This window comes from Micromonospora sp. CB01531, assembly GCF_001905095.1.
GTDB lineage: Bacteria > Actinomycetota > Actinomycetes > Mycobacteriales > Micromonosporaceae > Micromonospora.
On the sequence record NZ_LWLS01000105.1, the window covers coordinates 181296 to 195824 of the forward strand.

The 14529-nt window shown below is 73.0% G+C and carries 13 protein-coding genes; 12 read left to right on the forward strand and 1 reads right to left on the reverse strand.

The features are described 5' to 3' along the window. Positions 1-128: 128 nt before the first annotated feature. Positions 129-1157: a LacI family DNA-binding transcriptional regulator gene (locus A6A27_RS32400; RefSeq protein ID WP_073838424.1), complete on the reverse strand. Its 1029-nt coding sequence runs from the start codon at positions 1155-1157 to the stop codon at positions 129-131. Positions 1158-1482: 325 nt separating this feature from the next. Between A6A27_RS32400 and A6A27_RS32405 the strand changes: the two genes are divergently transcribed. The 12 genes from A6A27_RS32405 (at position 1483) to A6A27_RS32460 (ending at position 14519) form a co-directional block, all read left to right on the forward strand. After that, complete coding sequence (locus tag A6A27_RS32405; RefSeq protein ID WP_073838425.1) at positions 1483-3006, forward strand: sugar ABC transporter ATP-binding protein; 1524 nt, start codon at positions 1483-1485, stop codon at positions 3004-3006. A gap of 148 nt (positions 3007-3154) precedes the next feature. Next, on the forward strand, positions 3155-4207 hold the full coding sequence (locus A6A27_RS32410) for an ABC transporter permease (RefSeq protein WP_073838426.1): 1053 nt from the start codon (positions 3155-3157) through the stop codon (positions 4205-4207). Continuing rightward, on the forward strand, positions 4197-5258 hold the full coding sequence (locus tag A6A27_RS32415) for an ABC transporter permease (protein WP_083673033.1): 1062 nt from the start codon (positions 4197-4199) through the stop codon (positions 5256-5258). The genes A6A27_RS32410 and A6A27_RS32415 overlap by 11 nt, the downstream gene beginning before the upstream one ends. Positions 5259-5293: 35 nt before the next feature. After that, on the forward strand, positions 5294-6376 hold the full coding sequence (gene rhaS, locus A6A27_RS32420; RefSeq protein ID WP_073838427.1) for a rhamnose ABC transporter substrate-binding protein: 1083 nt from the start codon (positions 5294-5296) through the stop codon (positions 6374-6376). 64 nt (positions 6377-6440) lie between these two features. Further along, positions 6441-6794 (forward strand): L-rhamnose mutarotase, encoded by a 354-nt coding sequence (locus A6A27_RS32425; protein ID WP_073838428.1) that lies wholly within the window; start codon positions 6441-6443, stop codon positions 6792-6794. Further along, a complete protein-coding gene (gene rhaI, locus A6A27_RS32430) occupies positions 6791-7972 on the forward strand; it encodes an L-rhamnose isomerase (protein WP_073838429.1) in 1182 nt (393 codons plus the stop codon). The genes A6A27_RS32425 and rhaI overlap by 4 nt, the downstream gene beginning before the upstream one ends. Before the next feature lie 27 nt (positions 7973-7999). Then, positions 8000-10042, forward strand: a complete 2043-nt coding sequence (locus A6A27_RS32435; protein ID WP_073838430.1) for a bifunctional rhamnulose-1-phosphate aldolase/short-chain dehydrogenase — start codon at positions 8000-8002, stop codon at positions 10040-10042. Between the two features lie 17 nt (positions 10043-10059). After that, the gene (locus tag A6A27_RS32440) at positions 10060-10278 is read left to right on the forward strand and encodes a helix-turn-helix domain-containing protein (RefSeq protein ID WP_083673034.1); all 219 of its coding nucleotides are present in this window, start codon (positions 10060-10062) and stop codon (positions 10276-10278) included. Beyond that, positions 10275-11705 carry a rhamnulokinase gene (locus tag A6A27_RS32445; RefSeq protein WP_073838432.1) on the forward strand — a complete coding sequence of 477 codons (1431 nt, stop codon included), beginning with the start codon at positions 10275-10277 and terminating at the stop codon, positions 11703-11705. The genes A6A27_RS32440 and A6A27_RS32445 overlap by 4 nt, the downstream gene beginning before the upstream one ends. Positions 11706-11707: 2 nt before the next feature. Further along, on the forward strand, positions 11708-12481 hold the full coding sequence (locus A6A27_RS32450) for a (Fe-S)-binding protein (RefSeq protein WP_073838433.1): 774 nt from the start codon (positions 11708-11710) through the stop codon (positions 12479-12481). Positions 12482-12498: 17 nt separating this feature from the next. Continuing rightward, on the forward strand, positions 12499-13899 hold the full coding sequence (locus A6A27_RS32455) for a lactate utilization protein B (RefSeq protein WP_073838434.1): 1401 nt from the start codon (positions 12499-12501) through the stop codon (positions 13897-13899). Next, on the forward strand, positions 13896-14519 hold the full coding sequence (locus A6A27_RS32460) for a LutC/YkgG family protein (RefSeq protein ID WP_073838539.1): 624 nt from the start codon (positions 13896-13898) through the stop codon (positions 14517-14519). The genes A6A27_RS32455 and A6A27_RS32460 overlap by 4 nt, the downstream gene beginning before the upstream one ends. The last annotated feature ends 10 nt before the right edge of the window (positions 14520-14529 follow it).

Consider the following 14529-nt stretch of genomic DNA (forward strand, 5'->3'; position numbering starts at 1 on the left):
CGGCGCCGGTCGCGCGGGGGAGCGCGGGCCGGCGCCGTCGCGCTGTAGCCGTCGTGGCACGTGATCCTGGCCGCCTCCAGGGCCAGGCGGGCGGGCGACCATTCGCCGGCGCCTGCGCGGGCCCGAGGTCAGCGCCGGGTACGCCGGGGCTGCTCGCTGGAGCGGCGGACGACCAGCTCCGGCTGGAACACCACGTGCCGGTGCCGGTGCGTCTCGCCGGACCGCGCCTCCTCCAGGAGCAGCTGGGCCGCCGTGCGGCCGAGCTGCTCGCGGGGTTGACGCACCGACGACAGCGGCACCGCCGCCGCGCCGGCGAACTCGATGTCGTCGTAGCCGACGATGGCCACGTCGGCGGGCACCCGCAGGCCGCGCTCCGTCACCTCCTGCAGCACGCCCAGCGCGATCAGGTCGTTGGCGCAGAACACGGCGGTGGGCCGCTGCCGGGCCGGCAGGGCCAGCAGGTCCTCGGCGGCGCGCCGCCCGGCGGCGACGGTCAGGCTGGTGGTGGTCGCCACCCGCAGTTCGGCGCCGCCGCGTTCCTCCAGCGCGACCGCGGCCCCGGCGTGCCGTTCGGCGACCTGGGCGATGGAGAACGGGCCGCCGAGGTACGCGATGCGCCGGTGGCCCTGGTCCAGCAGGTGGTCCATGGCCAGCCGGCCGCCGAGCACGTCGTCGACGGCCACCGAGCAGCGGCTGGCCCGGCCGGAGCCGCGGTCGACGAGCACCACCGGGATGCCCCGGTCGATGAGCTTGTCCAGGTTGGGTTGGGGGCCGTGGCCGACCGGGGTGATGAGCACCCCGCGGACCCGCTGCTCCTCCAGCAGTTCCAGGTGCCGGCGTTCCCGGGCGCTGTCCTCGCCGCTGTTGCAGACGACGAGCATCGCGCCGGCCTCCTCGACCACCTGTTCGGCGCCGCGCACCACGTCGGTGAAGAACGGGTTGGCCACGTCCAGCACGACGATGGCGACGGTCCGGCTGTGCCCGGCGCGCAGTTGGCGGGCGGAGTCGTTGCGGACGTACCCGAGTTCGGTGATGGCGTCGAGCACCCGCTGCCGGGTGGCCGGGGCGACCGTGTCGGGTCGGTTGAGCACGTTGCTCACCGTGCCGAGGGAGACGCCGGCGTGCCGGGCCACCTCCTTGATGTTCGCCGCTGCCATGGCTCCCCTGACGATCGGTGCGGTGGGTGGTTGCGGCCCGCTCTCGGGTGCGGGCAGGGGTCGCGGTGCTGCCGCGGCCGTACGGGGCGCCGGTCGGAACGGGGCCGACCGGGCGACGACGGGGAGTCTATAGCGTCTAAAACGTTTCATCCAGTCGGTCGAGCCTGCCGGCGCGCCTCCGTCGCAGGCCTTGGGACGTGTTACCGCACGACCTCGTCACCCCCGCTGGCAACAGTCTAGAAATCGCCGGGAAACCCTTGACGGTCACGAATGTCGACCCCTACCGTCCTTGCACAACCCGTGAAACGATTCAGGAGGGGATCGGATGAGCCCCGGCGCACCGGGCGCGGACAGCGCTCCGCTGCTGGAACTGGACGGCGTGACGAAGTCCTTCGGGGCCGTCGCTGCGCTGCGGGGGGTGCACCTGGCGCTGCACCCCGGAGAGGCCCACGCCCTGGTCGGGGAGAACGGGGCCGGCAAGTCCACCCTGGTCAAGACCCTCGCCGGAGCACACGCCCCCGACGCCGGCCGGATGACCCTCGACGGTCGACCGCTGCAGCTGCGCGGCCCCGCCGACGCCCGCGCCGCCGGCATCGCCGTCATCTACCAGGAGCCGACCCTGTTCCCGGACCTGTCGGTCGCGGAGAACATCTTCATGGGCCGGCAACCGCTGCGGGGTCTGCGGCGCATCGACACCCGGGCGATGAACCGGGACGCCGAGCGGCTGTTCGAGCGCCTCGGCGTCCGGATCGACCCCGCCCGCCCCGCGCGCGGGCTGTCCATCGCCGACCAGCAGCTCGTCGAGATCGCCAAGGCGCTCTCCTTCGACGCCCGCATCCTCGTCATGGACGAGCCCACCGCCGCGCTCTCCGGCGTCGAGGTGGAACGACTCTTCGGCGTCGCCCGGTCGCTGTGCGAGCGCGGCGCCGCCGTGCTGTTCATCTCGCACCGCTTCGACGAGGTCTTCGACCTGTGCCAGCGGATCACCGTACTGCGCGACGGCGCGTGGGTCTCCAGCGACCGGGCCGCCGACCTCACCGTCGACGAGGTGGTGCGGCGCATGGTCGGCCGCGAGGTGTCCTCGCTCTACCCGAAACAGGACGCGCCGCTGCGCGACACCCTGCTGGAGGTGCGCGGGCTCAGCCGGGCCGGCGTCTTCTCCGACGTGTCCTTCTCGGTTCGCGGCGGCGAGATCGTCGCCCTGGCCGGGCTGGTCGGTGCCGGACGCAGCGAGGTCGCCCGCGCCGTCTTCGGCGTCGACCGCTACGACGCCGGTGAGGTACGCGTGGCCGGCCGAGCCCTCCCGCCCGGCAACCCGGGCCGGGCGATCGCCGCCGGCATGGCCCTGGTGCCCGAGGACCGCCGCCAGCAGGGCCTGGTCATGGAGCTGTCGGTGGAGCGCAACGCCACCCTCGCCCGCCGCCGGGCGCTGAGCCGGCTGGGCCTGCTCCTCGGCGGCGCCGAGCGGGCCGAGGCCCGCCGCTGGACCCGTCGGCTGCAGGTCAAGGCCTCCCGCCTCGCCGCGCCGGTGGCCACCCTCTCCGGCGGCAACCAGCAGAAGGTGGTGCTCGCCAAGTGGCTCGCCACCGAACCCCGCATTTTGATCATCGACGAACCCACCCGCGGCATCGACGTCGGCACCAAGGCCGAGGTCCACCGGCTGCTGTCCGAACTGGCCGGCGAGGGGCTGGCCATCCTGATGATCAGCAGCGAGCTGCCCGAGGTGCTCGGCATGGCCGACCGGGTGCTGGTCATGCACGAGGGACGGGTGGTCCGCGAGCTGCCCCGGGCCGAGGCCGACGAGACCTCCGTGATGTACGCCGCCACCGGCCAAGGAGCCATCTCATGAGCGAGCGTCAGCGAGCGAATCAGTGCAGTGCCGTGGTGCCTCATGACGGCACTGCACACAGTCCGACCTCCGGCCGAGGCCCCGGCGACGGTGCGGCACAGACCGGCGCGGCCGGGGCTCGGACCGTTCGGCGAAGCGGATTGCCGGCATGAGTCTCACCGACACCGGCGCGCCCGCCCAGGCGGCCGAGAACCCGCCACCCGGACCCGGCCGGCGACGCGGCCTCACCGAGCGGCTGCTCGCCGTCCGCGAACTGAGCCTGCTGCTCGCCCTCGGCGCGCTGATCCTGGTCACCACGCTGCGCAACGACCGGTTCCTCAGCGGCCAGAGCATCAAGGACCTGCTGCTCGGCTGCGCCATCCTGGTGATCCTCGCGGTCGGCCAGACGCTGGTCATCGTCACCCGCAACGTCGACCTGTCCGTCGGGTCGATCCTGGGGCTGGTCGCGTTCGCCACCGGCGAGCTCTTCCTCGCCGCGCCCGGCACCCCCTGGCCGGTCGCGCTCCTGCTCGGCGTCGCCCTCGGCGCGGTCTGCGGAGTGGTCAACGGCGGCCTGATCGCGGTGGCCAAGGTCCCAGCCCTGGTCATCACCCTCGGCACCCTCTACGCCTTCCGCGGGATCGACTACTACTGGGCGGCCGGCCGGCAGATCAACGCCGCCGACATGCCCCGCTCGTTCCTGCGGCTGGGCAACCAGACGGTGCTCGGCGTACCCGCGCTCTTCCTGGTCGCGCTCATCGTGGTCGCCGCCGTCGGCTTCTACCTGCGCTCCTACCGCAGCGGCCGCGAGCTGTACGCCATCGGCTCCGAGCCGGCCGCCGCCCGGCTGTCCGGTATCCCGGTCGGTCGGCGGGTCTTCGCCGTCTTCGTCGCCAACGGCGCGCTCGCCGGCCTCGCCGGGGTGCTCTACGCCGCCCGGTTCGGCACCCTCGACGCGGCCGCCGGCACCGGCCTGGAACTGCAGGTCGTCGCCGCCGCGGTGGTCGGCGGGGTGGCCATCTTCGGCGGCAGCGCCTACGGCGCGGCGCTCGGCGCCGTCCTGCTCACCACGATCGGCAGCTCGCTGGCCGTCCTGCGCATCGACCCGTTCTGGCAGCAGGCCGTGGTCGGCGCGCTCATCCTCGCCGCCATCGGCCTGGACCGGCTCCTGGCCCTCCGGATGGCGGCCCGGCTCCGAGGGAGGAGCGCACATGGCGCATGACAGCCTGTACGCCGCACCGCCGTCCGCCGCGGACACCGAGCGGGAGGCGGGCCGCCTGGCGGGCCTGCGCGGCGCGCTCGGTTCCTGGGACGCGGCGATCGTGGCCGCCCTGGTGGTGGCCGTAGTGCTGGCCGGCCTGTCGGTGCCGAACTTCGCCACCGGCCGCAACGCCCAGTTCCTGCTGCTCGACCTGGTGCCGCTGGCCCTGCTCGCGCTGCCCATGACGCTGATCGTGATCACCGGCGAGATCGACCTGTCGGTGGCCAGCATGGTCGGCCTGGGCAGCACCCTGATGGGGCAGCTGTGGCTGTCCAGCGGCCTGTCGCTGGAGCTGATCTGCGTGCTGGTGGTGCTGCTCGGCGCCGCGTTCGGCGCGGTCAACGGCCTGTTCGTCACTGGGTTCGGCCTGCCGTCGCTGGCGGTGACCATCGGCACCCTCGCCCTGTACCGGGGACTGTCCTTCGTCGTGCTCGGCGACCAGGCGGTGGCCGACTTCCCGGCCAGCTGGACCGCTGCCGCGGTGCAGACCATCCCCGGCACGTCGATCCCGGCCGCGGTCGTCCCGGTGCTGCTGCTGGCGCTGGTGTTCGGCGTCGTGCTGCACGCCACGCCGGCCGGCCGGGCGCTGTACGCCATGGGCAACAACGACGAGGCCGCCACGTTCGCCGGCGTGTCGGTGGCCCGGACCAAGTTCTGGCTGTTCGTGGTCTCCGGTGCGGTCTGCGGGCTGGCCGGGGTCTTCTGGACCCTGCGTTACGCCAGCGCCCGCGGCGACAACGCCACCGGCCTGGAGCTGACCGTGGTGACCGCGGTGCTGCTCGGCGGGGTGTCCATCTTCGGCGGCCGCGGCGGGCTGCTCGGCGTGGTGGCCGGTGTCCTGCTCCTCGGGGTCCTGCGCAACGCCCTGCAGCTCGCCGACGTGGACGCCAACGCGCTGACCATCGTCACCGGAACCCTGCTGATCGTCTCCGTGGTACTGCCCAACGCCGTCGCGGACGTCCGCGCCCGGCTGCACCGCCGACGGCAACGCGCGCACCTCACCGCGTCGTGACCGTCTCCGCACCCCACCTCCCTGGAAGGATAACGATGTCCACCTACAGACGACTCCGCGTCGGGGCCACCGCCGTCACCCTCGCCGCGCTGCTGCTCGGCTCCGCCGCCTGTGGCGGCACCACCCGGGAGAACTCCGGCAACGACACCGGCGGCGGCGCGCAGGCCAGCGGCGCCGCCAACCCGGACGCCAAGCTCAAGGAAGGGCTCAAGATCGCCTTTCTGCCGAAGCAGGTGAACAACCCCTACTTCACCACCAGCGACAACGGTGGCAAGGAGGCGATCACCGAGATCAAGGGCGAGTACAAGGAGGTCGGGCCCTCCGAGGCCAGCGCCTCGTCCCAGGTCAGCTACATCAACACCCTGTCGCAGCAGGGCATGGACGTGATCGTCACCTCGGCCAACGACCCCAACGCGATCTGCGGCGCGCTGAACCAGGCGAAGGCGGCCGGCGCCAAGATCGTCACCTTCGACTCCGACACCAAGCCGGAGTGCCGCCAGATCTTCGTCAACCAGGTGACCGCCGAGGGCATCGCGGAGAACCAGGTCAAGCTCATCTCCGAGCAGATCGGCGGCGCGGGCGAGATCGCCATCCTCTCCGCCACCGCCAACGCGACCAACCAGAACGCCTGGATCGCGCTGATGAAGGAGGAGCTGAAGAAGCCCGAGTACAGCAAGCTCAAGCTGGTCACCGTGGCCTACGGCAACGACGACGACCAGAAGTCCTTCCAGGAGACCCAGGGCCTGCTGCAGTCGTACCCGAACCTGAAGGGCATCATCTCCCCGACCACCGTCGGCGTGGCCGCCGCCGCCCGCTACCTCAGCGGGTCGCAGTACAAGGGCAAGGTCAAGCTCACCGGCCTGGGCACCCCGAACCAGATGCGCGAGTACGTCAAGGACGGCACCGTCGACGGGTTCGCCCTGTGGAACCCGGCCGACCTCGGCTACCTCGCCGCGTACGCCGGCGCGGCCCTCGCCTCGGGCCAGATCACCGGCGCCGAGGGCGACAAGTTCAAGGCCGGAAAGCTCGGCGAGTTCACCGTCGGCAAGGACGGGGTGGTCGTCCTCGGCCCGCCCACCGTGTTCGACAAGAACAACATCGACCAGTTCCAGTTCTGACCGCCCTGGCGGTGCCGGCGCCGGTCGCGCCGGCACCGCCCCGGGGGCGCCCGACGGGAGAACCATGCCCCGCGTCTGCTTCACCCTGCAGGTCGACCCGGCCCGCCTCGACGAGTACCGCGCCCGGCACGAGCGGGTCTGGCCGGAGATGCTCGCCGCCCTGGCCGAGTGCGGCTGGCACGACTACTCACTGTTCCTGCGCGAGGACGGCCTGCTCGTGGGGTTCCTGGTGACCGACGACTTCGCGGCGGCCCAGGCCGCCATGCAGGCCCGTGACGTCAACGCCCGCTGGCAGGCGGAGATGGCGTCCTACTTCCTCGACCTCGACCAGGGCACGGCCGACCGGGCCATGCGGCCGCTGGACGAGGTCTTCAACCTCGAGGCGCAGCTCGCCGCCCAGACGGGAGAGTCACGATGACCCAGTCCGACGCGCAGACCCACGACCGGGTCAAGCAGGCCCTGCGCACCCAGCGCATCGAGACCCCGTCCTGGGCGTACGCGAACTCCGGCACCCGCTTCAAGGTCTTCCCCCAGGAGGGCGTGCCGCGCAACCCGTACGAGAAGATCGCCGACGCCGCGGTGGTGCACCGGCTCACCAAGGTGGCGCCCACGGTCGCCCTGCACATCCCCTGGGACCGGGTCGACGACTACGCCGACCTGGCGAAGTACGCCGCCGACCAGGGCGTCACCCTCGGCGCGATCAACACCAACGTGTTCCAGGACAACGACTACAAGCTCGGCAGCGTCACCAACCCGGACCCGGGCGTGCGCCGCAAGGCGATCGACCACCTGCTCGAGTGCGTGGACATCATGGACCGCACCGGCTCCCGCGACCTCAAGCTCTGGTTCTCCGACGGCACCAACTACCCCGGGCAGGACGACATCCGCGCCCGGCAGGACCGGCTCGCCGTCGCGCTGCGCGAGACGTACGACCGGCTCGGCGAGCACCAGCGGATGCTGCTGGAGTACAAGCTGTTCGAGCCGGCCTTCTACACCACCGACGTGCCGGACTGGGGCACCGCGTACGCGCACTGCCTGGAACTCGGGCCGAAGGCGCAGGTCGTCATCGACACCGGCCACCACGCGCCGGGCACCAACATCGAGTTCATCGTGGCGTTCCTGCTGCGGGCCGGGAAGCTGGGGGGGTTCGACTTCAACTCCCGCTTCTACGCCGACGACGACCTGATGGTCGGCGCCGCGGACCCGTTCCAGCTGTTCCGCATCATGTACGAGATCGTCCGCGGCGACGCGCTGCGCCCGGAGGCCGGGATCGCGTTCATGCTCGACCAGTGCCACAACATCGAGCCGAAGATCCCCGCGATCATCCGCTCGGTGCTGAACGTGCAGGAGGCGACCGCCAAGGCGCTGCTCGTCGACGTCGCCGCGCTGGCCGCCGCGCAGCAGGCCGGTGACGTGCTCGGCGCCAACGCGGTGCTGATGGACGCGTACCACACCGACGTGCGGCCGCTGCTCGCCGAGCTGCGCGCCGAGCTGGGCCTGGACCCCGATCCGATGGCCGCGTACGCCCGCTCCGGCTACTTCGACAAGATCCGCGCCGAACGCGTCGGCGGCCAGCAGGCCGGCTGGGGCGCCTGACCACCACCGAGTACGCAGACAGGGGACATGAGGACGATGCATTCCGAGGTTCAGGCGCTCATCGCCCGCAGCAACCGGCTCGGCGCCGACCCGACCACCACCAACTACGCCGGCGGCAACACCTCGGCCAAGGGCGAGGCCACCGACCCGGTGACCGGCGGCCCCGTCGAGCTGCTCTGGGTCAAGGGCTCCGGCGGCGACCTCGGCACCCTCACCGAGGCCGGCCTGGCCGTGCTCCGGATCGACCGGCTGCGCGCCCTCTTCGACGTCTACCCGGGCGTCGAGCGGGAGGACGAGATGGTGGCCGCCTTCGACTACTGCCGGCACGGCCGGGGCGGGGCGGCGCCGTCGATCGACACCGCCATGCACGGGCTGGTCGACGCCGCCCACGTCGACCACCTGCACCCCGACGCCGGCATCGCGATCGCCACCGCGGCCGACGGGCCCGAACTGACCAAGGAGATCTTCGGCGACCGGGTGCTGTGGGTGCCGTGGCGGCGGCCCGGCTTCCAGCTCGGGCTCGACATCGCCGCCGTCGCGAAGGCCAACCCGCAGGCGATCGGCGTCATCCTCGGCGGGCACGGCATCACCGCCTGGGGATCAACCAGCGAGGAGTGCGAACTTCACTCGCGGGAGATCATCCGCACCGCCCAGGCGTACCTCGACGAGCACGGCCGGCCCGAGCCGTTCGGCCCGGTGATCCCCGGCTACGAGCCGCTGCCCCCGGACGAACGGCGCGCCCGCGCGGCGGCGCTGGCACCGGTCATCCGGGGCCTGGCCTCCACCGACCGCCCCCAGGTGGGGCACTTCACCGACAGCGACGTGGTGCTCGACTTCGTCACCCGCGAGCGGCACCCCGCGCTCGCCGCGCTCGGCACCTCCTGCCCGGACCACTTCCTGCGCACCAAGGTCCGCCCGCTGGTGCTCGACCTGCCACCGGCCGCCCCGCTGGCCGACACGGTCGCCCGGCTCCGGGAACTGCACACCGCCTACCGCGACGACTACCGCGCCTACTACCAGCGGCACGCCACCGGCGACAGCCCGCCGATGCGTGGCGCCGACCCGGCCATCGTCCTGGTGCCAGGCGTGGGCATGTTCAGCTTCGGGGCCAACAAGCAGACCGCCCGGGTCGCCGGGGAGTTCTACGTCAACGCCATCAACGTCATGCGCGGCGCCGAAGCCGTGTCCCGGTACGCCCCGATCGACGAGGCCGAGAAGTTCCGCATCGAGTACTGGGCCCTCGAAGAGGCCAAGCTGGCCCGGATGCCCAAGCCGAAGCCCCTCGCCACCCGGATCGCCCTGGTCACCGGCGCCGGTTCCGGCATCGGCCGGGCCATCGCCCACCGGCTGGCCGCCGAGGGCGCCTGCGTGGTCGTCACGGACCGGGACGCCGCCGCCGCCGAGACGGTCGCCGGTGAGCTGGGCGGCCCGGACGTCGCGGTGGCCGTACCGGTGGACGTCACCGACGCCGCCGCGGTCGCCGCCGCGGTCCGCGCGGCGGTCCTCGCCTACGGCGGTCTGGACCTGGTGGTCAACAACGCCGGGCTGTCGCTGTCGAAGTCGCTGCTGGAGACCACCGAGGCGGACTGGGACGTGCAGCACGACGTGATGGCCAAGGGCTCCTTCCTGGTCTCGCGGGAGGCCGCCCGGGTCCTCATCGACCAGCAGATGGGCGGCGACATCGTCTACATCGCCAGCAAGAACTCCCTGTTCGCCGGGCCGAACAACGTCGCCTACGGCGCGGCCAAGGCCGACCAGGCGCACCAGGTCCGGCTGCTCGCCGCCGAACTGGGCGGCCACGGCATCCGGGTCAACGGCGTCAACCCCGACGGGGTGGTACGCGGCTCCGGCATCTTCGCCGCCGGCTGGGGCGCCCAGCGCGCCGCCGTCTACGGCGTGCCGGAGGAGAAGCTGGGCGAGTTCTACGCCCAGCGCACCCTGCTCAAGCGGGAGGTGCTGCCCGAGCACGTCGCCAACGCCGTCTTCGTGCTCACCGGCGGCGACCTGTCGCACACGACGGGCCTGCACATCCCGGTGGACGCCGGCGTCGCCGCGGCCTTCCTCCGCTGATCCGGCCCGGTGCGGGAATGAGGACCAAGATGCTCGTGGAGAATCCGGTGCTCGACGAGGAGGACCTGCGGTTGCTGCGGTTGCTGGCCACGGGCGTGCCGCTGGAGACGGTGGCGCGGCGGTCCGGGCTGTCCGAGCGGACCGTGCGCCGCCGGATCCGGGCCATCTGCGACCGGCTCGGCGTCACCGCCCCGATCCAGGCGGTGGTGTGGGCGGCCCGGCGGGGGATGCTGTGACCGACCTCCACCTGGCCGCCGTTGACCTGGGTGCGTCCAACGGCCGGGTCATGCTCGGCCGCGTCGCACCAGGCCGATTGGACCTTACCGAGGTGCACCGGTTCCCCAACGAACCGGTGCGCCTCGGCGACACCCTGCACTGGGACGTCCTCGCGCTGCACCGGGGCGTCCTCGACGGCCTGCGCGCCACCGGCCCGGTGACCAACATCGGCATCGACTCCTGGGCCGTCGACTACGGGCTGCTCGACGACACCGGAGCGCTACTCGGCAACCCGGTGCACTACCGTGACGCCCGCACCGACGGCGTCGCCGAGCGGGTCACCAAGCAGCTCGGTGCGGAGCGGCTCTACCGCACCACCGGGCTGCAGCAGCTGCCGTTCAACACCCTCTACCAGCTCGTCGCGGCGGCCGGCACGCCGCAGCTGGCCGCGGCGCGGTGGCTGCTGCTGATCCCCGACCTCATCGCGTACTGGCTCACCGGCGAGGTCGCCGCCGAGGTCACCAACGCCTCCACCACCCAGCTGTACGACCTGCGCCGCCGGGCCTGGGCCACCGACCTGATGGCCGACGCGGGCATCCGCGCCGACCTGTTCCCGCCGCTGCGCGAGCCGGGCACCCGGATCGGCCCGGTCCGGCCCGGCCTGGGCCTGCCCGGCACCCCCGACGTGGTGGCGGTCGGCTCCCACGACACCGCCTCGGCGGTGGTGGGCGTGCCGGCGGCGGGGGAGCGCTTCGCCTACGTCTCCTGCGGCACCTGGTCGCTGGTCGGCGTCGAGCTCGACGCCCCGGTGCTCACCGAGGCGAGCCGGCAGGCCAACTTCACCAACGAATCCGGCGTCGACGGGACGATCCGCTACCTGCGCAACGTCATGGGCCTGTGGCTGCTGCAGGAATCGCTGCGCACCTGGGGCGCCACCGACCTGCCCGACCTGCTGCGCCGGGCGGCCCGGGAGCCGGCCTTTCGCTCGGTCGTGGACCCCGACGACCCGCGGTTCCTGCCGCCCGGCGACATGCCCACCCGCATCGCCGACGCCTGCCGCCGCACCGGCGAACCGGTACCCGCCACCCCCGCCGCGACCGTCCGCTGCATCGTCGACAGCCTGGCCCTGGCCCACCGCCGCGCCGTACGCCAGGCGCAGCAGCTGTCCGGCCGGCACGTCGACGCCGTGCACGTCGTCGGCGGCGGCGCCCGCAACGAACTGCTGTGCCAGCTGACCGCCGACGCCTGCGGACTGCCGGTGTTCGCCGGGCCCGTCGAGGCCACCGCGCTCGGTAACATCCTGGTGCAGGCCCGTGCCGCCGGCGCCGTCACCGGCGATCTGGCGGCCCTGCGGTCCGTGCTGCGCGACACTCAGCGCATCGTGCGGTACGAACCGCGCGGCGACGAGGCGGCGTGGCGGGCCGCCGAGGACCGGATGGGCGGTTGAGGATGCGGATCGCGCTGTTCGTCACCTGCCTCGCCGACACGCTCTTCCCCGAGGCGGCGAAGGCGACGGTGCGGTTGTTGGAGCGCCTCGGCCACGAGGTGGTCTTCCCGGCGGACCAGACCTGTTGCGGGCAGATGCACGTCAACACCGGCTACCCGGACGACGCGCTGCGGCTGGTCCGCCGGCACGTGCGGGTCTTCGCCCCGTACGACGTGGTGGTCGCCCCCTCCGGTTCCTGCGTCGGCTCGGTCCGGCACCAGCACGCGATGGTGGCCCGCCGGGCGGGGGACGAGCGGCTGGCCAGCCGGGCGGAAGAGGTCGCCCGGCGCACGTACGAGCTGTCGGAGCTGCTGGTGGACGTGCTCGGGGTGACCGACGTGGGGGCCTACTTCCCGCACCGGGTGACCTACCACCCGACGTGCCATTCGCTGCGGATGCTCCGGGTGGCGGACAAGCCGCTGCGCCTGCTGCGGGAGGTCCGTGGCCTGGAACTGGTGGAGCTGCCGCAGGCGGAGCAGTGCTGCGGGTTCGGTGGCACGTTCGCGGTGAAGAACGCGGACACCTCCACGGCGATGCTGGCGGACAAGATGCGCAACGTCCTCGCCACCCGTGCGGAAATGTGCACGGCGGGGGACTCGTCGTGTCTGATGCACATCGGCGGCGGGCTGTCCCGGCTCAGGGCCGGCGTGCGGACCGTGCACCTGGCGGAGATCCTGGCGAGCATCGAGGGGGCCGAGACCGCGGGGGAGCGGGACCGGTTGGAGGTGGGGTCGTGACGCGGACGTTCCTAGGCATGCCGGCCACCGCACCGCGCGGGGTGGGAAATCTGCGCGGCGAGGAGTCCTTCCCGGCGGCGGCCCGCCGGGCGCTGGGGGACACGCAGCTGCGCCGTAACCTGCGGCATGCCACCACGACGATCCGCGCCAAGTCGGCAGCGGTGATCGGCGAGCTGCCCGACTGGGCGCAGCTGCGCGCCGCCGGCTCGGCGATCAAGACCGACGTCATGGCCCGGCTGCCAGAGCTGCTCGAGCAGTTGGAGGCGGCCGTCGCCGCGGCCGGCGGCACCGTGCACTGGGCCGCCGACGCGCTGGAAGCCAACCGTATCGTGACCGACCTGGTCCGGGCCACCGGCGCGCAGCGGGTCATGAAGGTCAAGTCGATGGCCACCCAGGAGATCGGCCTGAACGAGGCCCTCGAGGCCGCCGGGATCGAACCGGTGGAGACCGACCTGGCGGAGCTGATCGTGCAGCTCGGCCGGGACCGGCCCAGCCACATCCTGGTCCCGGCGATCCACCGCAACCGGGCGGAGATCCGGGAGATCTTCCTGCGCGAGATGCCCGGCGTCGACCCCGCCCTCACCGACGAGCCGGCCGTCCTGGCCGCCGCGGCGCGCCGGCATCTGCGCGAGACCTTCCTCAGCACCCCGGTGGCCGTCTCCGGGGCGAACTTCGCCGTAGCGGAGACCGGCAGCCTGGCGGTGGTCGAGTCGGAGGGCAACGGCCGGATGTGCCTCACCCTGCCGGAGACCCTGATCACCGTGATGGGCGTCGAGAAGGTCATCCCCACCTGGGCGGACCTCGAGGTGTTCCTGCAGTTGCTGCCCCGGGCGTCGACCGGGGAGCGGATGAACCCGTACACGTCGATGTGGACCGGGGTCACCCCCGGCGACGGGCCGCAGCAGGTGCACCTGGTGCTGCTCGACAACGGCCGCAGCGCGGTGCTCGCCGACGCCGTCGGCCGGCAGGCGCTGCACTGCATCCGTTGCTCCGCCTGCCTCAACGTGTGCCCCGTGTACGAGCGCACCGGCGGGCACGCGTACGGGTCGGTCTATCCGGGGCCGATCGGGGCGGTGCTGTCCCCGCAGCTCACCGGGATGCCGGACAACGCCTCCCTGCCGTACGCGTCGTCGCTCTGCGGCGCCTGCTACGACGCCTGCCCCGTGATGATCAACATTCCGGAGCTGCTGGTGCACCTGCGCGGCCAAGCCCCCCACCCGGCCGGCGAGAAGGCCGCGATGGGCGCCGCCGCGTACACCATGGACCATCCCCGGCTGTACGCGGCCGCGCAGCGCGCCGCGGGCCTGGCCCGGCTCGCCGGCCCCGCCCTGCCCCCGCCGCTCAACGGTTGGACCGCCAGCCGTGACCTGCCGGCCGCGCCACCCCAGACCTTCCGCCAGTGGTGGGCCGAGCGGTGACCGCACGTGACCTCATCCTCGGCCGGCTCCGGGTCGCCCTCGGTGAGCCGCCGGCGGACCCGGCCGCGGTACCCCGGGACTACCGGCCGGCCGGCGCCGTCGCCGTCGACCTCGACCTGCTGGTGCACCGGCTCACCGACTACCGGGCCACCGTGCACCGGTGCGCGGACGCCGACGTCGCGCAGGTCGTTGACGAGGTGCTCGGCGGCCGGCGCGTCGTGGTCCCGCCCGGGCTGCCCCGGCACTGGCTGCCCGCCACCGTCGCCGCGGTGACCGACGAGAACCTCACCGCGGCGCAGATCGCCGCCGTGGACGGGGTGGTCACCGCCGCGGCCGTGGCCGTCGCCGAAACCGGCACCATCGTGCTCGACGCCGCCCCGGACCAGGGCCGGCGGGTCATCAGCCTGCTGCCCGACGTGCACGTCTGCGTGCTGCGGGCCGACCAGGTCGTCGCCACGGTGCCGGACGCCGTCGCCCGGGTCGACCCGGGTCGCCCGCTGACCTGGATCAGCGGACCCTCGGCCACCAGCGACATCGAACTCAACCGGGTGGAGGGCGTCCACGGCCCTCGACATCTGCACGTGGTCGTCGTCTCGGCTGGTGCGGCGCAGCACGGGTGACGGGCCGCCG

Coding starts and splice junctions, on each gene's coding strand:
- A6A27_RS32435 (WP_073838430.1), top strand. CDS start 8,000: ATGAGGACGATGCATTCCGAGGTTCAGGCGCTCATCGCCCGCAGCAAC.
- A6A27_RS32405 (WP_073838425.1), top strand. CDS start 1,483: ATGAGCCCCGGCGCACCGGGCGCGGACAGCGCTCCGCTGCTGGAACTG.
- A6A27_RS32415 (WP_083673033.1), top strand. CDS start 4,197: ATGGCGCATGACAGCCTGTACGCCGCACCGCCGTCCGCCGCGGACACC.
- A6A27_RS32425 (WP_073838428.1), top strand. CDS start 6,441: ATGCCCCGCGTCTGCTTCACCCTGCAGGTCGACCCGGCCCGCCTCGAC.
- A6A27_RS32400 (WP_073838424.1), bottom strand. CDS start 1,157: ATGGCAGCGGCGAACATCAAGGAGGTGGCCCGGCACGCCGGCGTCTCC.
- A6A27_RS32440 (WP_083673034.1), top strand. CDS start 10,060: ATGAGGACCAAGATGCTCGTGGAGAATCCGGTGCTCGACGAGGAGGAC.
- A6A27_RS32450 (WP_073838433.1), top strand. CDS start 11,708: ATGCGGATCGCGCTGTTCGTCACCTGCCTCGCCGACACGCTCTTCCCC.
- A6A27_RS32410 (WP_073838426.1), top strand. CDS start 3,155: ATGAGTCTCACCGACACCGGCGCGCCCGCCCAGGCGGCCGAGAACCCG.
- rhaI (WP_073838429.1), top strand. CDS start 6,791: ATGACCCAGTCCGACGCGCAGACCCACGACCGGGTCAAGCAGGCCCTG.
- rhaS (WP_073838427.1), top strand. CDS start 5,294: ATGTCCACCTACAGACGACTCCGCGTCGGGGCCACCGCCGTCACCCTC.
- A6A27_RS32455 (WP_073838434.1), top strand. CDS start 12,499: ATGCCGGCCACCGCACCGCGCGGGGTGGGAAATCTGCGCGGCGAGGAG.